This window comes from Pseudomonas lurida, from assembly GCF_013522705.1.
Taxonomy (GTDB): Bacteria; Pseudomonadota; Gammaproteobacteria; order Pseudomonadales; family Pseudomonadaceae; genus Aquipseudomonas; species Aquipseudomonas quebecensis.
The window spans coordinates 73,625-92,001 of the sequence record NZ_JAAMRE010000007.1; the positions used below are offsets into that span (position 1 = coordinate 73,625).

23 protein-coding genes are annotated in these 18,377 nt (G+C 56.2%); 8 read left to right on the top strand and 15 right to left on the bottom strand.

The window, feature by feature from the left end:
* Positions 1–60: 60 nt before the first annotated feature.
* Both G7025_RS08380 and G7025_RS08385 read right to left on the bottom strand, forming a co-directional pair.
* Positions 61–1,416 carry a heavy metal sensor histidine kinase gene (locus G7025_RS08380; RefSeq protein ID WP_181078286.1) on the bottom strand — a complete coding sequence of 452 codons (1,356 nt, stop codon included), beginning with the start codon at positions 1,414–1,416 and terminating at the stop codon, positions 61–63.
* Complete coding sequence (locus tag G7025_RS08385) at positions 1,413–2,093, bottom strand: heavy metal response regulator transcription factor (protein WP_181078083.1); 681 nt, start codon at positions 2,091–2,093, stop codon at positions 1,413–1,415. The genes G7025_RS08380 and G7025_RS08385 overlap by 4 nt, the downstream gene beginning before the upstream one ends.
* A 153-nt stretch (positions 2,094–2,246) precedes the next feature.
* Here G7025_RS08385 and copI point away from each other — a divergent pair, with 153 nt between their 5' ends.
* Positions 2,247–2,765 (top strand): copper-resistant cuproprotein CopI, encoded by a 519-nt coding sequence (gene copI / locus G7025_RS08390; protein WP_181078085.1) that lies wholly within the window; start codon positions 2,247–2,249, stop codon positions 2,763–2,765.
* 69 nt (positions 2,766–2,834) lie between these two features.
* Positions 2,835–3,665, top strand: coding sequence for an NADPH-dependent 7-cyano-7-deazaguanine reductase QueF (queF, locus tag G7025_RS08395; protein ID WP_181078087.1), 831 nt, complete (start codon positions 2,835–2,837; stop codon positions 3,663–3,665).
* A 67-nt stretch (positions 3,666–3,732) separates the two neighbouring features.
* Here the strand turns inward: queF and G7025_RS08400 are convergent, their stop codons facing one another.
* The gene (locus G7025_RS08400) at positions 3,733–3,999 is read right to left on the bottom strand and encodes a DUF4404 family protein (protein ID WP_181078088.1); all 267 of its coding nucleotides are present in this window, start codon (positions 3,997–3,999) and stop codon (positions 3,733–3,735) included.
* A gap of 111 nt (positions 4,000–4,110) precedes the next feature.
* On the bottom strand, positions 4,111–4,719 hold the full coding sequence (locus tag G7025_RS08405; RefSeq protein WP_181078090.1) for an HAD family phosphatase: 609 nt from the start codon (positions 4,717–4,719) through the stop codon (positions 4,111–4,113).
* A 196-nt stretch (positions 4,720–4,915) separates the two neighbouring features.
* Here G7025_RS08405 and G7025_RS08410 point away from each other — a divergent pair, with 196 nt between their 5' ends.
* The gene (locus tag G7025_RS08410; protein WP_181078092.1) at positions 4,916–5,605 is read left to right on the top strand and encodes an MlaA family lipoprotein; all 690 of its coding nucleotides are present in this window, start codon (positions 4,916–4,918) and stop codon (positions 5,603–5,605) included.
* Between the two features lie 61 nt (positions 5,606–5,666).
* Here G7025_RS08410 and G7025_RS08415 read toward each other — a convergent pair whose 3' ends face one another.
* Positions 5,667–5,972, bottom strand: a complete 306-nt coding sequence (locus G7025_RS08415; RefSeq protein ID WP_181078093.1) for a PilZ domain-containing protein — start codon at positions 5,970–5,972, stop codon at positions 5,667–5,669.
* A 277-nt stretch (positions 5,973–6,249) separates the two neighbouring features.
* Between G7025_RS08415 and rssB the strand changes: the two genes are divergently transcribed.
* Together rssB and rssC are read left to right on the top strand one after the other, a co-directional pair.
* Positions 6,250–7,431: a two-component system response regulator RssB gene (gene rssB / locus G7025_RS08420; RefSeq protein WP_181078095.1), complete on the top strand. Its 1,182-nt coding sequence runs from the start codon at positions 6,250–6,252 to the stop codon at positions 7,429–7,431.
* A complete protein-coding gene (rssC, locus tag G7025_RS08425) occupies positions 7,431–7,913 on the top strand; it encodes an anti-sigma factor antagonist RssC (protein WP_181078097.1) in 483 nt (160 codons plus the stop codon). The genes rssB and rssC overlap by 1 nt, the downstream gene beginning before the upstream one ends.
* A gap of 161 nt (positions 7,914–8,074) precedes the next feature.
* Here rssC and tal read toward each other — a convergent pair whose 3' ends face one another.
* On the bottom strand, positions 8,075–9,001 hold the full coding sequence (tal, locus tag G7025_RS08430) for a transaldolase (protein ID WP_181078098.1): 927 nt from the start codon (positions 8,999–9,001) through the stop codon (positions 8,075–8,077).
* Between the two features lie 236 nt (positions 9,002–9,237).
* Entirely contained in the window at positions 9,238–10,257 is a 1,020-nt protein-coding gene (gene dusA, locus G7025_RS08435; RefSeq protein WP_181078100.1) for a tRNA dihydrouridine(20/20a) synthase DusA, read from the bottom strand.
* Positions 10,258–10,359: 102 nt separating this feature from the next.
* Here dusA and G7025_RS08440 point away from each other — a divergent pair, with 102 nt between their 5' ends.
* The 3 genes from G7025_RS08440 to G7025_RS08450 all read left to right on the top strand — a co-directional run bounded on the left by G7025_RS08440 (position 10,360) and on the right by G7025_RS08450 (position 13,922).
* Positions 10,360–11,454, top strand: coding sequence for a site-specific integrase (locus tag G7025_RS08440; RefSeq protein ID WP_181078101.1), 1,095 nt, complete (start codon positions 10,360–10,362; stop codon positions 11,452–11,454).
* A 98-nt stretch (positions 11,455–11,552) separates the two neighbouring features.
* Positions 11,553–12,938 (top strand): ATP-binding protein, encoded by a 1,386-nt coding sequence (locus tag G7025_RS08445; RefSeq protein ID WP_181078103.1) that lies wholly within the window; start codon positions 11,553–11,555, stop codon positions 12,936–12,938.
* Between the two features lie 3 nt (positions 12,939–12,941).
* Entirely contained in the window at positions 12,942–13,922 is a 981-nt protein-coding gene (locus G7025_RS08450) for an O-methyltransferase (RefSeq protein ID WP_181078105.1), read from the top strand.
* Here G7025_RS08450 and G7025_RS08455 read toward each other — a convergent pair.
* From G7025_RS08455 to G7025_RS08490, 8 genes are all read right to left on the bottom strand, one after another.
* Complete coding sequence (locus G7025_RS08455; RefSeq protein WP_181078106.1) at positions 13,917–15,035, bottom strand: DNA cytosine methyltransferase; 1,119 nt, start codon at positions 15,033–15,035, stop codon at positions 13,917–13,919. The genes G7025_RS08450 and G7025_RS08455 overlap by 6 nt on opposite strands.
* A 153-nt stretch (positions 15,036–15,188) precedes the next feature.
* Positions 15,189–15,458 carry a pyocin activator PrtN family protein gene (locus tag G7025_RS08460; protein WP_177120630.1) on the bottom strand — a complete coding sequence of 90 codons (270 nt, stop codon included), beginning with the start codon at positions 15,456–15,458 and terminating at the stop codon, positions 15,189–15,191.
* Between the two features lie 289 nt (positions 15,459–15,747).
* Entirely contained in the window at positions 15,748–16,290 is a 543-nt protein-coding gene (locus G7025_RS08465) for a phosphohydrolase (protein WP_181078108.1), read from the bottom strand.
* Entirely contained in the window at positions 16,287–16,508 is a 222-nt protein-coding gene (locus G7025_RS08470) for a hypothetical protein (protein ID WP_181078109.1), read from the bottom strand. Before G7025_RS08470 ends, G7025_RS08465 begins: the two co-directional genes overlap by 4 nt.
* The gene (locus tag G7025_RS08475) at positions 16,505–16,906 is read right to left on the bottom strand and encodes a hypothetical protein (RefSeq protein ID WP_181078111.1); all 402 of its coding nucleotides are present in this window, start codon (positions 16,904–16,906) and stop codon (positions 16,505–16,507) included. The genes G7025_RS08470 and G7025_RS08475 overlap by 4 nt, the downstream gene beginning before the upstream one ends.
* A gap of 50 nt (positions 16,907–16,956) precedes the next feature.
* On the bottom strand, positions 16,957–17,283 hold the full coding sequence (locus G7025_RS08480) for a pyocin activator PrtN family protein (protein ID WP_181078112.1): 327 nt from the start codon (positions 17,281–17,283) through the stop codon (positions 16,957–16,959).
* A gap of 140 nt (positions 17,284–17,423) precedes the next feature.
* Positions 17,424–17,708, bottom strand: a complete 285-nt coding sequence (locus G7025_RS08485) for a phage antirepressor KilAC domain-containing protein (protein ID WP_181078114.1) — start codon at positions 17,706–17,708, stop codon at positions 17,424–17,426.
* Between the two features lie 9 nt (positions 17,709–17,717).
* Positions 17,718–18,299 carry a hypothetical protein gene (locus G7025_RS08490; protein WP_059397080.1) on the bottom strand — a complete coding sequence of 194 codons (582 nt, stop codon included), beginning with the start codon at positions 18,297–18,299 and terminating at the stop codon, positions 17,718–17,720.
* Positions 18,300–18,377 lie beyond the last annotated feature (78 nt).

The window sequence follows — 18,377 nt, forward strand, 5'->3', positions numbered from 1 at the left end:
GGAAGCATACGGTCGAATGTGGGAGGGGGCTTGCCCCCGATAGGGCCGGCCCATCTTGCATCAATTCACCCTGGGCAACTCAATCACAAACCTTGTCACTCCAGCCGCGGATTCACAAAAAATCCGCCCCCCATGGGCCCGCACGATCGACTGGGTAATCGCCAAGCCCAGTCCGGCATGCTCGCTGCTGCCTTCGCGTCGCGCCGGGTCTGCTCGGTAGAAACGGTCGAATAATTTCGATAACTGCTGCGCCGGGATGCCTTCGCCGGTGTTCTGCACCGCCATCGTCACTGCGCGCCCATCCTCGGCCAGCGTCACTCGCACTTCGCCGCCGGGCGGGGTAAAACGCAGCGCGTTATCCAGCAGATTCGACAACGCCCGGCGCAACATGCCGCGATCACCGCGTGTATCGGCCGTGCCCTCGCGAACCAGATGCACCGTCGCGTCTTCGGCCAGCAGGGCGAAGAACTCGAGCACGGCGTCGACTTCATCCGCCAGCGCCAGGGGCTCGCGCTTGGGCATCAGCAAGCCATGGTCGGCCTTGGCCAGGTACAACATGTCGTTGACCAGCTGCGCCATCCATTGCAGCTCTTCAAGGTTGCTGTGCAGCGCCTCGCGGTAATCCTCCAGCGGGCGCGGCTGGGTAAGGATGACCTGGGTGTGGGTCAGCAGGTTCGACAGCGGTGTGCGCAATTCGTGGGCGATATCGGCGGAGAACGCCGAGAGGCGCTGGAACGCGTCGTCCAGGCGGCCGAGCATGGCGTTGAAGGCCTGGGCCAGTTCCGCCAGTTCGGCCGGCATCTGTTGCTGGGGCAGGCGCTGGGTGAGGGAGTTGGCCGACACGCTGGCCGCGACTTCCCCCATGCGCCGCAGAGGCCGTAGACCGCTGCGCGCGGCCCAGGCGCCGAGCAGGGCGGTGGCCAGCGCCGACAGGCCGACGGTGAGCCAGATCAGGTGCTGCATGCGCTGCAGGAAATGCTGGTGATGGGTGATGTCGAGCACCAGGCTCAATTGCGGCGAATCGGGCTGCTCTGCAATTAACGGCGCGTTGTACACCCGGTAATCCGTACCGGCGTGTTGCAGGCTATGCAGCCCGGATGATTGCGGCAAACTAATACTCGTCGCGCTGTCGAACCAATCCTGCCCGGCAGCCGTGATGCGCAGGGCCAGATCGGGTTGGCGGCTGAGTTCGGCCTGCAGTTGGGGGGCGCGTTGAGCCAATGCCTGCTGGGTGTCGACGCCTTGCAGGGCGGCGCGCAGCGCAATCAGCTTGCTGTCGAGCAACTGCTGGTCAAGTTCAAGAAAGTGCGCCTCGCTGGCCTGATTGAACAGCACCCCGGCCAGCAGTGAAACCACCGCGGTGCAGGCGGCAAACAACAGCGCCAGGCGGCTGGCCAGGGACAGGCGACGGATCAATTGCACCGCTCCTCCAGCACATAGCCCATGCCGCGTACGGTGTGGATCAGTTTAGTGGGAAAGTGGTCATCGACTTTCAGGCGCAGGCGGCGGATCGCGACTTCGATGATGTTGGTGTCGCTGTCGAAGTTCATGTCCCACACCTGGGAGGCGATCAGCGACTTGGGCAGCACTTCGCCCTGGCGTCGCAGCAGCAGTTCGAGCAAAGAAAATTCCTTGGCGGTGAGGTCGATGCGTTGGCCGTCTCGCTCGACGCGGCGGCGGATCAGGTCCAGGCGCAGGTCGGCCAGTTGCAGCGCGGTGTCCTGCGGCAAACTGCTGCCACGTCGCAACAGGCTGCGCACGCGGGCCAGCAGTTCGGAAAAGGCGAACGGCTTGACCAGATAGTCGTCGGCACCCAGCTCCAGGCCATGCACGCGGTCTTCCACGGCGTCGCGCGCGGTGAGAAACAGCACCGGCACATCCAGACCGGCTGCACGCACCGCCTGCAGGATTTGCCAGCCGTCGCGGTCCGGCAGCATCACGTCGAGGATCAGCAAGTCGTAATCACCGGTCAATGCCAGGTGCTGCCCGGTGAGCCCATCGGCCACCCACTCGGTGATGAAACCTGCCTCTGCCAGGCCCTGGCGCAGGTATTGGCCAGTCTTGGGTTGGTCTTCGACGATCAGCAGTTTCATGGGCGGCTCTGGGTAACGGGTGACGGGGCTTTATACGCGGGTATCAGGCAAAGGGCGCAACCTGACAAAGTTGTAATCCAGCAGTCAGCTGGCTGGCAGCCGCTTCATCTTAGAGTGCCGCTCAAAGCAGTGACACATTTTTGGAGAAGAGCGATGACGTTACGTACACCCCTGTTGCTGGCGGGCTGCCTGTTAGCGTTGAGCGTCAATGCACTGGCCGAAGGGGCGCACACCTACGCCTTCGGACAGCCGGCACCGGCCGACAAGGCCACACGCACGGTGGAAATCACGTTGCAGGACATTGCCTTCTCGCCCACATCGCTGGACGTCAAAGCCGGTGAGACCGTGCGCTTCGTGTTGGTCAACAAAGGCCGGCTGCTGCACGAATTCAACCTGGGCGACGCGGCGATGCATGCACAGCACCAGCAGGAAATGTTGCAGATGCAGGCCAGCGGCATGCTTACCCCCACGGGAATGGGGGAAATGGACCACAGTGCCATGGGCCACGGTGAGGTCATGAAGCACGACGACCCGAACAGTGTGCTGGTGGCGCCGGGCAAGACCGCTGAACTGACGTGGACTTTCAAGCAGGCGACGGGGTTGGAGTTTGCCTGCAACCTGCCGGGCCATTACCAGGCGGGCATGGTGGGCAAGCTCAACGTCAGCCAGTAAGCGGCGGGTGCGCAAACGCGGGGCCAAAGGCTGTTAGACTGGCGCGGTTTATTCAGTCAGGTTTCCGCCATGCATCCCGCAGCCGAACATTCGCCGCTGGGCAAGTCCAGTGAATACATCTCTACCTACACCCCGTCGTTGCTGTTCCCGATTCCCCGTGCCGCCAAGTGGGCCGAGCTGGGATTGAGCGCCGAGACCCTGCCCTATAAGGGCGTGGATTTCTGGAACTGCTTCGAACTGTCGTGGCTGCTGCCGTCGGGCAAGCCGGTGGTGGCCATTGGTGAGTTCAGCATTGCGGCCGATTCGCCGAATATTATCGAATCCAAGTCCTTCAAGCTGTACCTCAACTCGCTGAACCAGACGGCGTTTGCCGATACGGCCAGCCTTGAAGCCACCCTGCGCACCGACCTCAGTTTTGCTGCCGGCAAGCCAGTGAGCGTGCGCATTCGTAGCCTGGCCGATATCGAAGCCGAAGGCGTGATGGCGTTGCCGGGCGTGTGCATTGACGACCTGGATATCAACGTCAGCAGTTACGAACACCCGCGCCCGGAACTGCTGCGTTGCGATGACTCGCGTGTGGTAGAGGAGAGCGTGCACAGCCACCTGCTCAAGTCCAACTGCCCGGTGACCAGCCAGCCGGACTGGGGCAGTGTGGTGGTGGAATATCGTGGTGCGGCGCTGGATCATGCCAGCCTGTTGGAATATATCGTCAGCTTTCGCCAGCACTCGGACTTCCATGAACAGTGCGTGGAGCGGATCTTCCTGGACCTGCAGCGCTTGCTCAAGCCCGAGAAGTTGACCGTGTACGCGCGGTATGTGCGCCGGGGTGGATTGGACATCAACCCCTACCGCAGTACCGAAAACACTCAGTTCCTGAACGTGCGGCTGGCGCGCCAGTAAGCCTTTACCCAACAATACTGTGGGAGCTGGCTCCCACATTTGGTTTGGTGTTCGGCTTGGGCTCGGGTTAGATGCCGATATTGCCCAGGGTAGTGACTATATTGCGAAACGCTCCAGCCAACCCGGGATGACTGGACTCAAACTCGATCGCCGCTTTGTTGAAATCGTCGGCAATGCTGGGTGACTGGGCACCCGGTTCCATTTGAAGTTGAAAATTCAAATCGGCAACCAGTTTTTCCAGGGCTTGGCGCTTTTCAACGGGCAAATCCGGATGCTCTTCCAGTTGTTTGCTCACAATATCGGCCTGCTGTTTTAACTTTTCGCGATCAGGCATGACGTTCTTTCCTTTTATCGATAGGCACTGGCATAGACCGCGGCACGCCGTGAAAGGTCTACGGGCTGACCTGTAGATTAATTCACTGCGGCCAACTGTGCATGATCTCGATCAGGGCTTCTCGCCCTTGAGCCGGCGCAGGCTGATGTCGGCCAGGCAAGTGCCGAGTTCGCCCAGGTGATCGATCACCGAGTGCACCCCCAGCCCGTACAGCGCCACTGTTGCCTTGGCGCGCTTGTGCTCGCGTTCCTTTTCGCTCAGCGCTTGCCAGGGTTCGGGCGCCAGGCCGCACAGCGAACCACAGGAGGCCAAACCGATGGTCCACAATCCGGCGTTGAGCCCGGATTGCAGGAGGCGCGGCTCGCCGCTGACCAACACGCAGCCTTCCAGACGCTCGATGTTCAACTCCATCAAGGCTTGCCAACAGGCGTGGGGCGCGGGCCAGCGGATCGGGGAGGGCGATATGGCCTTGACCCAACGCGGCAGCACGGCGGCCAGCGCAGTGGTCACGGTGGGTGGGAGTTCATCCAGCCAGGCGCAGGGCACGCCTTGTTCTTTGAGGTGGCGCAGGATGTTCAGGGCGCCTGGAGTGGCCTGAGAGTCGGGCGCCGAGGAATCGGTACGCGCCTGGGAACCAAAGTCCACCAGGCAACCACTCAGGCCGAACAGCACCGCAGTCAAGGTGGGGGCGGTGGCGATGGCGATCTCGGCGTGTGGCATGTCGACGTCCCTGAAATAGCTCCGACGCTATCGGCGCGGGATGACAAGGCGATGACAGCTGTATGCAATTGTAGGAATTTTGTGCATTTTCCGTATGTCGTTTCCTAGGAGCTGCCTAAAAGGACACTTCCGTCATATACTCACCGCCTTATTCAGGGCATAGCGCCCATGACAGACCATTCAAGGAGCAAAAGCTATGCGCTGGAGCCACTACTTCGCTCAGCTGTCGGTGTGTGCCACTGTGATGTTGGCGCCGTTCGCCGTACAGGCTGCAACCGAAGACGATCCATGGGAAAGCGTTAACCGTCCGATCTTCGCGTTCAACGACACCATTGATACCTACGCCCTCAAGCCTCTGGCCCAGGGTTATGAGTGGATCACCCCGCAATTTGTCGAAGACGGCATCCACAACTTCTTCCGCAACATCGGCGACGTCGGCAACCTGGCCAACAACGTGCTGCAGCTCAAGCCACACAACGCGGGTGTCGATACCGCGCGCCTGCTGGTCAACACCACGTTCGGCGTGCTGGGCTTCGTCGATGTCGGCACCAAAATGGGGCTGCAACGCAGTGATGAAGACTTCGGCCAGACCCTGGGCTACTGGGGCGTGGGCAGCGGTCCGTACGTGATGATCCCGCTGCTGGGCCCTAGCACGCTGCGGGATGCGCCTTCCAAGTACGTGGACAGTTACACCCAGCCGTACCGCTATATGAACGATATCGACTGGCGCAACAGCACGATGGGCCTCAACATCATCGACACCCGCGCCAGCCTGCTGGATAGCGAGAAGCTGATCACCGGCGACAAATACACCTTTATCCGCAATGCTTACCTGCAGAACCGTGAGTTCAAGGTCAAGGATGGCAAGGTCGTCGACGACTTTTAAGCCGTGATGTTTTGAAACGAAAAAGGCGATCCGTGCAGGTCGCCTTTTTTGTGCGCGTCTTTCAGCGCATTTTCAGGATCTTAAGGCCCAGCCGCTGAGTCTCGTGCTGCTCGCCGTCAGCTTTGATCCAAACCACCTCGGTCTCGGCTTCCAGGCCCTTGAGGGCCGCGTGCTCGGAATCAATGCGCACGCTCAGCAGGTCGCCCACGCTGAACTGGCGGGGTGCCTGCACTTGCATGCCGGAACTGGAAAGGTCCAGGCACACGCCTTCAATCTCCTGCCCAGCGTGGATCAGGGACACATTGGCATCCACCCGCATGCGGATGAAATCGCGTTTTTCGGCGTAATCGCGCTCGTGTTCGCTCACAGCATCCGTCCTTACTTTGTGTTGGGGTAGTGACCGTTCTTATAACTCCCGGTGATTTGCGGTGTAAAGACGCCCGGCGACCATCGGCATGAGCTTGAAACACCTGACGGATGGGAGTACCGTCTGCGCCTTAGAAGGGCACCTCTGCATTACAGTTGTGCGTGGGCAAAAAGCCCATGCTTTGTAGGACAGAGAGGCTAGAAAGCGAATCCAGTAGTATGAGCCCGGCCATTGCCGCGCCGCCTACGCCAACCTAATTCTGGCGCCGTTTGCCCACATGCAAAAAACCAGTGCCACGCTGCTGATAATCGATGACGACGAAGTAGTGCGCGCGAGTCTCGCGGCCTATTTGGAAGACAGTGGCTTCAGCGTCCTGCAGGCCGGCAACGGCCAACAGGGTCTCCAGGTGTTCGAGCGCGACCAGCCCGACCTCGTGATCTGCGACCTGCGCATGCCCCAGATGGGCGGCCTGGAGCTGATTCGCCAGGTCACTGAGCGTGCGCCGCAGATGCCGGTGATCGTTGTGTCCGGCGCCGGTGTGATGAACGACGCCGTCGAGGCGCTGCGCCTGGGCGCCGCCGATTATCTGATCAAGCCCCTGGAAGACCTGGCGGTGCTGGAGCACTCGGTGCGTCGTGCCCTGGATCGGGCACGCCTGCTGCTGGAAAACCAACGCTACCGTGAGAAACTCGAAGCCGCCAATCGCGAGCTCGAAGCCAGCCTGAACCTGCTGCAGGAAGACCAGAACGCCGGTCGCCAGGTGCAGATGAACATGCTGCCGGTGAGCCCCTGGACCATCGATGAGTTCCAGTTCGCGCACCAGATCATCCCGTCGTTGTACCTGTCGGGGGATTTTGTCGACTATTTCCGCGTTGATGAGCGGCGCGTTGCGTTTTATTTGGCCGACGTATCCGGCCACGGTGCGTCTTCGGCCTTTGTGACCGTGTTGTTGAAATTCATGACCACACGGCTGTTGTTCGAATCCAAGCGCAATGGCACCTTGCCGGAGTTTACCCCGTCGCAAGTGCTGGGCCACATCAACCGAGGCCTGATCAGTTGCAAACTGGGCAAGCACGTGACGATGGTCGGCGGCGTGATTGACGAAGAAACCGGTCTTTTGACCTACAGTATTGGCGGTCACCTGCCGATGCCTGTTTTATACACTCCTGACAGTGTGCGTTACCTGGAAGGCCGTGGCCTGCCCGTAGGCTTGTTTAATGAAGCGACCTACGAGGACCACATTCTGGAACTGCCGCCGACGTTCAGCCTGACGCTGATGTCCGATGGCATTCTGGACCTTCTTCCAGAACCTACACTCAAAGAGAAAGAAGCCGCCTTGCCCCAAAAGGTCAAGTCGGCGGGCGGCAGCCTGGATGGCTTGCGGCAGGTTTTTGGATTGGCCACGCTGGGGGAGATGCCGGATGATATCGCCCTACTGGTGTTGAGCAGGAATCTTTGATGAGTACCGGAAGAATCCAATTCGCCGAGCAAGACGGGACTTTTGTCCTGAAGTTTGTCGGTGAAGTGCGCCTGACCTTGTGTTCGGCGCTGGATGCGACGATTGAGCGCATCTTTACTGCGCTGAACTTCTCGGCGATCGTGATCGATCTGACCGAAACCCGCAGCATCGATAGCACCACGCTGGGCCTCTTGGCCAAGCTGTCCATTCTGTCTCGGCAGAAGGTTGGCCTGTTGCCGACCGTGGTCACTACCCACGACGACATCACCCGGCTCCTGCAGTCCATGGGCTTCGATCAGGTGTTCAATATCGTTGGTCGCCCGATTCCATGCCCGGAGTGCCTTACCGATTTGCCCTCCCAGGACCAGTCCGAGGAAGTCGTGCGGGTCAAGGTGCTGGAAGCGCACAAAATTCTGATGGGCCTCAACGAGTCCAACCGCGAAGCATTCCACGACCTGGTCAACGCCCTCGAGCGTCACTGAGCCTCTGCCTAACATTCGCCCCATTGTGGGAGGGGGCTTGCCCCCGATAACGCAGTGTCAGTCAATGTATCTTCCACTGTTGAAATGACATTGGCTTGAGACATCGACACAAAAAAGGGCGGTACCCTCACAGGTACCGCCCTTTTTGTCGCCTCCGCCGTTTACAGCTTAGCGGACAGCAGCGCCTCCAGCTTCTCCTGGTCCCGCGCAAACTGGCGAATACCCTCGGCCAGTTTCTCGGTTGCCATTGCATCCTCGTTGGACTCCCAACGGAACTGCGCTTCAGTCATGTGCACGCGCGCCTCGCCGGCATGCCCTGGCGACAACTTGCGCTCCAGCGTGCCCTCATCCGCCGCCAACTTCTCCAGCAGGTCCGGGCTGATGGTCAGGCGGTCGCAGCCGGCCAACTCTTCGATCTGGCTGAGGTTGCGGAAGCTCGCACCCATGACCACGGTTTTGTAACCGTTGGCCTTGTAGTAGTTGTAGATGCGCGTCACCGACTGCACGCCCGGATCATCGGCGCCGGTGTAATCGTTGCCATTGGCTTTCTTGTACCAGTCGTAGATGCGGCCCACGAACGGCGAGATCAGGAACACGCCTGCTTCGGCACACGCCACGGCCTGGGCAAAGGAGAACAGCAGCGTCAGGTTGGTCTGGATGCCTTCTTTTTCCAGCTTCTCCGCCGCGCGGATGCCTTCCCAGGTGGAGGCGATCTTGATCAGCACGCGGTCACGGCCGACGCCAGCTTTGTCGTACAGCTCGATCAGACGGTGCGCACGCTTGAGGATCGCGCCTTCGTCGAACGACAAGCGGGCATCCACTTCGGTGGAAATCCGGCCCGGTACCACTTTGAGAATTTCTTGACCGACCGCCACCGCAAAACGGTCGCTGGCCAGGCCCACGTCACCGTTGCAGTCCTTCACGCACTCATCCAACAGATTGGCATAGCCCGCAATCGAAGCGGCCTTGAGCAGCAGCGAAGGGTTGGTGGTAGCGTCTTGCGGCTTGAGCTTGGCGAGGGTGGAAAAGTCGCCGGTGTCGGCTACGACGGTGGTGAATTGCTTGAGTTGTTCCAGCTTGGAAGTCATGAGCGTGCTCTGTCCTATGGGTCTGTTGACATTACCCGAGCGCCGACAGGCGCTCAAGGGCGCAAATGCGTTCGATCGTTTGCGGGGGCAACAACCTGAAAACAGCCGTTTGAATCACCGGCTGTGGTGCTTAATAGGAGGGCAAAACTGACCGCAGGTTCAACCCAACTGGCATGTGGGCAACGCTCGCTCCGATAGCAGCAGCTCGATCGTCCCCACGCAGAGCATGGGAACAATCAGCGACCCTCCAGCAACTCCGCGGCCTGATCCAGCAATGCCAGCGGATCACTCACCTTATGAATATCCACCGACAACAACTGCCGAAACTTCCTCGCCCCCGGAAACCCCGTGCCCAAGCCCAGCACATGCCGCGTTATATGGTGCATCGCCCCACCCGTGGCCAAGTGCTCGGCAATATAAGGTCGCAACTGTGCCATCGCCTGCGCCCGACTGATCACCGGCGCTTCACTGCCAAATAGCTGCTGATCCACTTCCGCCAGCAGATAGGGGTTGTGATATGCCTCACGTCCGAGCATCACACCATCAAACGTCTGCAAATGCTCGTGGCACTGTTCCAACGTCTTGATCCCGCCATTGAGCACAATCTCCAGCTCAGGGAAATCCTGCTTCAACTGCGCCGCCACGTCATAGCGCAACGGCGGAATGTCGCGGTTCTCCTTAGGCGACAACCCCTCCAGAATCGCAATCCGCGCATGCACGGTAAAACTGGTGCAGCCGGCGTCCTTCACCGTGCCGACGAAATCACACAACTGGCCATAACTGTCCCGACCGTTGATCCCGATACGATGCTTCACCGTCACCGGAATCGACACCGCATCGCGCATCGCCTTCACGCAATCGGCCACCAGGGCGGGGTGTGCCATCAGGATCGCGCCGATCATATTGTTCTGCACACGGTCGCTGGGGCAGCCGACGTTCAGGTTCACTTCGTCGTAACCCGCGGCCTCGGCCATGCGCGCGCAGGCAGCCAGGTCAGCGGGGACGCTGCCGCCCAGCTGAAGCGCGAGCGGGTGCTCGGCTTCGTCGTGACGCAGGAAGCGCTCATGATCGCCGTGCAGAATAGCGCCGGTGGTGACCATCTCGGTGTAGAGCAGGGCGCGCTTGGAGAGCAGGCGCAGGAAGAACCGGCAGTGGCGGTCGGTCCAGTCCATCATCGGGGCCACGCTAAACCGGCGTGACGGCTCTGAGTGTGAAGGGCTAGCGTTTGCTGGGGATGCGGCTTTTTCGGAATTCATTAATACTGATCTTTTATACAGCGGTTTTTACCCTTTTTCCCTTGTTTTCTAAAGTCGGTTGCTACACTGTAGCGATCGAATTCGGCAATGTAGCAACTGGAAATGGGCACGATCACAGCACGTAAGCGCAAGGACAACTCGACAGCCTACACGGCGCAGATACGGATCAATCGGGATGGCAAGACAGTTTATCAGGAAAGCCAAACCTTCGACCGTAAGCAGGTCGCCCAGGCCTGGATCAAGCGACGGGAGACTGAGCTGGCCCAACCAGGTGCTATTGAGCGGGCGAATCGGAAGGGCGTGACGATCAAGAAGATGATCGAGCAGTACCTGGATGAGTACGAGAAGATCCGGCCATTGGGCAAGACCAAAAACGCTACTCTGAAGGCGATCAAGGAAACTTGGTTGGGAGATCTCGACGATTCAGAACTGACGAGCCAGAGGCTGGTCGAGTTCGCTCAATGGCGAATGAGCAAGGAGGGTGGCGACGTTCAGGCGCAGACGGTTGGTAACGATCTCTCGCACCTTGGCGCGGTGCTGTCCGTGGCGCGGCCAGCATGGGGTTATGAAGTGGATCCGCTGGCCATGCCTGACGCGCGTAGGGTGTTACGCAAGCTGGGCATGGTGAGCAAGAGCAAGGAGCGTAATCGCCGTCCGACACTGTTAGAGCTGGACAAACTCATGGCGCATTTTTTTGAGATGCAGGCGCGCCGTAAAGCTCAGATCGACATGCCGAAGATGATAGCTTTCGCGATCTTCTCGACACGCCGGCAAGAGGAGATCACCCGGATCTGCTGGAACGATCTCGACGAGTCTAGACAGGCGGTTCTAGTGCGGGATATGAAAAACCCCGGGCAGAAAATCGGCAATGACGTGTGGTGCCATTTGCCAGATGAGGCCTGGGCGATTCTGCAGTCCATGCCCAAGAAGGAAAAGGAGATCTTTCCCTACAATGCGAGGTCGGTCTCGGCGTCCTTTACGCGGGCCTGCCCGATGCTGGGGATTGAAGATCTGCATTTCCACGACCTACGCCATGAGGGGGTTAGTCGGTTATTTGAGATGGACTGGGATATTCCAAGGGTGTCGAGCGTTTCGGGTCACAGGGACTGGAATTCGCTTCGACGTTACACGCATCTCAGAGGCCGGGGTGACCGCTACGATAATTGGCGTTGGTTAAAATTGATTTTAGCGTCGTAGTTATTACATTCTTTGCTAGCAAATTTAAGTGGTTTTTGGCATTTTGACATCATGGTACGCGCCGGCTATAGCCAAAAAGTATATAAAAGGGAGTTTTAATGACTGCTCAGGTTAATGCTCATCCCGCGAAGCGATTTTTCGTAGAGATGTTGACGCGCGACATCGAGCTGAAGGATTCGATTCTCGACTTGCTTGATAATTGCGTCGATGGCGCTATGCGCGAGAAGCGTGCGGAGTTAGATCATCCGTTACCTTACAAAGGGTTTGAAGCGAGAATCACGTTTGACGAAAATCACTTCTCTATCTTCGATAACTGTGGAGGAATACCGCGTGAAGTGGCCTTGGAGCGTGCGTTTCGCTTAGGTCGCCCTGATCGTGATACCGATAAAGATGTACCGACCGTGGGTGTATATGGTATCGGGATGAAGCGGGCGATATTCAAGCTCGGTAAGCAATCAACAGTTGAGACAAATGCCAAGGATGCCGCTTATAAAGTTACTATTGATTCTGCATGGTTGGCTGATGACTTTAACTGGAATTTACCAATTGAAGAAGTTGCTCCAGGTGAATCTAAAGGAACAAAGATATCTGTTACAGAGTTGAATGATGGGATTCCACGGTTATTCTCAAACCAAACTGGTTTTGAGATGGATCTTAAAAAAGCTATATCTGCTTACTACGGCCATATCATAACCAAAGGTTTTAATGTTTACGTTAACGCTGAAAGAGTTTCACCGACCACGTCGAGTTTTATCTTGGGTGATAATGCTTTGGCGTCCGGTGCCGGTATCGCGCCTTATGTGTATCAGGGCGATTATCAAGGTGTCACTATTGAGTTGGCTGTTGGTTTCTATCGCGATCTTCCATCTGATGAAGAGGAAGAGGACTCGCTAGCTGGCAAACCGTCAACGGAGAAGGCTGGATGGACCATCATCTGTAACGATCGTGTCGTGCTGCACGCCGATAAAACGAGGGTTACAGGCTGGGGCGAGGCTGGTGTTCCCGCCTACCATACTCAGTTCGTGTCTATCGCTGGCGTGGTAAGCTTTAAATGTAATGACGCTTCGCTGCTTCCTGTGACTACTACCAAACGCGGCATAGATGGTAATTCGGATCTTTATCTCGCAGTTAAAGAATTTATGCGGGAAGGCGTAAAAATCTTTACTGATTATACCAATAAGTGGAAGCGTCCCTCAAAAGAGCGGGCGGATTTGAGTGTATCCGCCGTGACAACGACCCCTGCTGAAATCATGAAGCAAATACCTTCGGAGAGGTGGTCTTCGGATAGGAAGAGCATGATTAAGGGGCAAAAATTTAAGCCAGATTTGCCGATGCCTACCGTAGAAAAAGAATATCGGTTTTTAAGATTCTCCAAACCGTTGACTGACATCAGGACGTTGGGTGAGCATTTTTTTGGCGATGAAAATACATCTCCTGGAGAAATTGGTGCTAAATGCTTTGATGAAGTTCTGAAGAGGATTTGATCAATGAGTCAGGGAGGAAGTATTGCCTATCATCTTCGTCAAAATAAAGCTATTGAGCGAAACTTATTCGTTGATCTGTTAACTCGAGTTGGACGGTATGTAAATATTTCAAACTACAGTTATATCGGGTTCGGAGGTCCATTTTTAGAAGATTTCAAGCACCTGCATGCGGCTCTTAGAATATCAAAAATGATTTCGTTGGAGATGGATTCAAATGTTTTTAAACGGCAGGGATTTAATAAACCTTTATCATGTATATCCCTTCGCAATGAGTCAAGTGGTGAGTTTCTAAATAATTTTGAGTTTGATTCTGAGGCAGGAAACGTAGTTTGGTTTGATTATGCCACTTCGGATATCACAAGTCAGTTAACGGAAACTCAAAGACTTATCGAGAAATTAGGGCATGGGGATATTTTTAAGATTACGGTTAATGCAAGTCCTACTGCTTTGGGAGAGCCTAAAGACCGTTCTCAAATGCTCGAGTTTCGAGCAAATGTGTTAGCTGGTAGATTGTCTTCATATGGTCCTGCCGAAATTACTACTGATTCGGTCGCTACAAAAAATTATCCGAAGACGTTACTAGCAGCAATCATGTCCGCCGTAAGGCATGGCCTGGCTGGCGACCCAAGCATTGTTGTGCAGCCGCTTGCTGCTTTTGTTTATAGTGATGGGCAGCAGATGCTGACGGTCACTGGTATTCTTCTACATGAGGATGAATTGGAGAAGTTTTTAGAGCTGTCCAGATTGCCTTACTGGAGCTTTTTTAATCCTGAGTGTGTTGAGCCCACCGGTATTAGTGTGCCTATTTTATCTACTAAGGAAAGAGTGCATATCGAATCGCTCCTTCCGGAAGCAGGTGTAGAGGATATCCAAAGAGCTCTGGATTTCTACACTGCTTCAACTGAAAAAATTTCTCAGGAGGAGATGGGTAATTTTGTAAACTTTTATCGGATGTTTCCGTGGTATTCGCGCGTGGTCTTATAAGCAGTTATATACAGATTTTAGGATATACTCTCCAACTATGGGGCTCACGCTATTTCCTATTTGACGGAAGCTGTGCCACTTAGTTGGATGGAATTGGAACCAGTCAGGGAAACCCTGCAGTCTTGCTGCTTCACGCGGTGTAATCACTCGAGGAGATGTCATATGTATTGGCCTAACTGCCTGGAAGCTGCCTTTGTCACTACCGGTGCCGGCTCTCAGCGTTGGGCAATACCCGTTAGGGTCAAGCCTTTTGGCCTTGGAGATGGCATCAACCTCACCGGCTTTTAGTCGAGCGAAACGCTTAACGACCTCCGGGATGTGCCGTGTACCAAAACAGCCCGAGACAAGTTGTTTCTCAAACAGCAATTCAATAGCTTTGATTTCGCCGACACCCTCTGGAATATTTCCGTTTACAGAAGCGTGAAATACGTTGTCAGTCAGCAGCTTTGCCGTTCGCCAAGATTGTTCTTCTGCTTGCCAATCAGATCGAATCAGAGAGGGTAGTCCTCTTAATGCCATGTCTACATTAACAAGCTGGGTATCTACCCTCGGTAGAAACAAATCAGAGCTTAAATCGATTTTTAATTCATTAGCTCTAAAGCCAATGAAGAATATTCGCGTTCTAGTTGTAGGTGCGCCATATCTATCCGCTTTGACCTTAATTGGCTCAAGTAGTGTGTATTCTTTACGGACAAGGCTTAGCGCCTCTTCGACATGAGTTTTGTATTTTTCAGTTAGGATTCCAGGTACGTTTTCTGCAATAAAAAACTTTGGCTTTGTTTCCGTAATTAATCTGAAGAAATGATAGAAAAGTTGGTTACGGGGGTCCGCATCATCGCGCTTGCCCATAGTGCTGAAACCCTGGCACGGCGGCCCACCGATGAGCCCATCCAGCATTCCCAGCTGTAAGCCCGAGCGTTCTAATATTTCTTTTCCTGACATCGAACCAATGTCTGCTTGGATATGGTTGGCGTTGGGGAAGTTAATGCCATGTGTTTCAATTGCAAATTTGTCAATTTCGAAAGCGCCTGCAACGTGGAAACCTGCTCTGGAGGCTCCAAGGCTTAGGCCACCGACGCCAGAAAATAGATCGATGACTACAGGGTTATTCATGTGTGGTTCCAATTTTAGTTCTTGCATGTACTTTGTAGGCGTTTTCGACGATACGCCTAACGCTTAATGTTTTTTGACTTACGGTTCTAAGCTTGATTTTTTGACCGCGCATCTTAACACCATCGTTGAAAGCGCGCGGAGATTTCAAGGGTGTCATGAGGGTCTCCCCATCAGTCTGTTTTGTTCAGCGGTAGCCCTCTCGCGCTGACGATCAATGTATTCAGCGAGGTCTTTCAAATGGATCCCAAGCCCGGCTTTTTGGCTTTGCGCACCGAGACGAACCACTGGGATATCGATCTCACCTGTCAGTTGCTTGTGCTTAAATTTTTCAACCGTCAAATTCATATAGTCGGCACAGACTCGTGCAAGTGGAATCACCGCCTGACCGTCATATTGAGCCATGAGTAAAAATAGTGTGTTCATAACACCGCCCGGCTTACGTTGGTCGTTAAGTATGATCCAGCCTTTGATGGGTAGGCCCATTTATACCCCTTATCAGGCTGCGCGAGCGGGCGCTCCTGAGTGTTTAGCGTTGCATTAGCGAGCGCTGCCCCGCGCAGCTTTTCGTGGGGTATAAGTGCCTCGGCAGTGGCGCTGGGAGGAGCAATAATGCCTGCTGCTGCGCAGCAGAGACTATTTGTTTCTAGCGTGTCGACGCCACCTGCAGCGCGTAGCAAAGCGGGCAGGGCATTGGCGTTGTCCTGGCGGTTCTTCATGCCGCTTTCCTCCGGTGTTCGATAGCGAGTTGGTCCATCAGCCGCTGGTGGTAGGTGAGTCGGGCTTCTGCGGCAGGCCATGGGCGGATGATTTCAACCATGGGTTCGATGCCGACCAAGCAATCCCAGATAGCCGTATCGGTTGGCATGAGGTCGCGGCGCTCGGTCGCCAGCGCAATCAGGTCGGCACGGTGCACGCAAGCCGGGAGATCAAGGGCGAGGTCGAAGCGCTCACAAACGCGCATCCAGATCACGTCCTCGAAGCCCCGGTAGTCGGGCATCCACTGCTTGAGTGGGCGAGTGATGTCACCCAGGTATGCCTCGGTGGCGTCGTGAAGCAAGGCCGAGAGCTTGTGTTCTTCCGGCACCAGCTCGGCGACGATGCAGCTGTGTTGGGCCACGCTATAGAACTCGCGGGTGTGGCCGTTGAAGCGGCATAGGTGTGCGAGCGAGTGCGATATGTCCCGTGGGTCGATCATGTCTGCGTCTGGCTCGTACAGGTCAAAGCGCTTGCCGGTATGGGTGAGGATGCAGTTCATGCGGCCTCCTTCACGAGATCGGCCAGCAGCAAGGCGTTTTCGGTTGCTTTGTGCAATTGGCCCAACGCGTCATAACCGATCAACGCTTTCAGTTGCCGGTCGAGTTCCTTGCTGTAGCGGGTCAGCGCGCGGAGTTCCTTGGTGGCCTTGTCGTGCTGCTGTTGCAGTGTGCCGGCGGCTTGGGGCGTCAGGCGCAGCATGGGGATGGCTTGGCTCATGCGGCGTCCCCCTTCAGCTCGAAACGGTCCAACAGCGCGGCCATATTCAGTGCCTTGTCACATAGGGCAAGTGCCTGCACTGCTTGGCTTTCGGATCTGACAGCGCGGAAGGTGTCTGCGGCGAGCTTCAGCTTTTCGGCAATGGCCAAAAGGGTGTAACGGTCTTGCGGTTCCCGGCTCAATAGGAGTTCGGTGCGCATGCATTGATCTGACATCTCTTTGAGAGAGGCAGCGTATGCGGCTGAAGATTCGTCCCGTCCCGAGAAGTACCCATGGGAATAGCCTTCGTCGTAGCCATCATTTTTGCCGTCTGTGAGGCCGCCTCGATAGCCGACCCAATAGAGGATCCCGGCGGCGATTACGATGCTGATCAATGCGCAGATTTGAATTGCAGTCATGTGGTGTGCTCCTGGTGTTGTTGGCTGGTGGTGGCAGCCGTTGGGGATTACTAGCCTTGCTCGGCTGAGTCGGTTTCTGGTCGCGGCATATCTTCATCTGCCCTATAGGCGCGAATGTCGATTAGCGAGGCCACATGCTTGATGTGGGCGTACTTCGGTGCCTTGCGGCTGTTGACCAGTGTTGTCACGGGCAGTTGAATTCGGCCTGTGGTAATTGCGTCGGCAAAAGATCCTTCGTTGAGGTTCCGGAAGTACCGTTCGCGCAACTTTTCCACCGGGATCAGAACGTCACCAAAGGTCCGGTACAGAAGTTCGACTGTCACCGGATCGGGTGCGGGCAGCAGCCTTAGTGGCTGTTGTTCAGCGTGTGCAGTCATTGGGTTTCTTCCGTTGAGGATGATTCCAGGCATTCAGGCAGTGGCGTTTAGTCAGCTCCCGCAGATGCTCCGGCACTTCGAGGAGTGCGGCGTTGCGCTCCTCGCGTGTGCGCATGGCGACGATCTGGCGGGCGTAATCCCTAGGCCACGTCACGGTTATCAGCCGGGATGGCTGGTAGTTCGAGGCCGAGCTGTTCGGCCAGCCAGCGAATACCGGCTTGCCGAACCTTGGTCGACTGGCTGTACTGCATGCCCGCTTTCTCGTGGTACCAGTTGCTGTCTTTGATCCGCAGGTACTCCCGGTCACGCACGGGGAAAGCCGGCAGGTTGCGGTCGTTGAGCAAGCCCTTGTCACGCATGAGCGCGATAAGCTTGGGACGGGTCAGGCCGAAGTAATTGGCGGTTTTTTGGAGGTCACGTTCCATCACGGCCTCCTAAGCTGCATGCGCGGCAGGGGTCGCCACGGTAGCCAGGTGAGTGATGGATTCTGCCACCATGGAATAGATATCCACGTCACTTCCGCATACGGTGAAACACTTGGTGCGCGGCTTCTTCACGCCGATGCTCATGATTGTGGTGATTCCAGCGCGGGTCTTGTTACGGTGGATTGCCAAGTTGATCGGCAACTCAAAACCCATATCGAGACTGAGTGCGCCGCCGGTGCGGATCAGCTCGAATACCTGCTGCTTGTGTTCAGTCTGGAACAGGCCATAACGGCGATCAGCGTGCGGCGGAGACGAAGGATCGACGGAAGTGGTTGGCCCGTTGACGATCTCCTCAATGAAGTCAGCAAGCTTGAGGTGCATCTTCTTGCTGTTGGTCAAGGTCAGTGTGTGGCGTTCGCTGCCCAGCTCAACGGTGAAATGCGTATCTATTTTTCGGCGTTCGACCTGCAGTCGGAAGGCCATGACGTCGCGTTGCGTTTCGGCGCGCAGATGGTGGTTGAAGGTTTCGGTCAGACAGACCTGAGCCTTGAGCAGTGTCAGGGTGCGGTTGTCGAGTTTGTACTTCTTCATGCCGCGTGCCCTCCGCCATTTGGATCGAATGGCACAGTCGCGGAGCGCTGTTTCAGCTTGGGTTTGGAAGCGATGAAA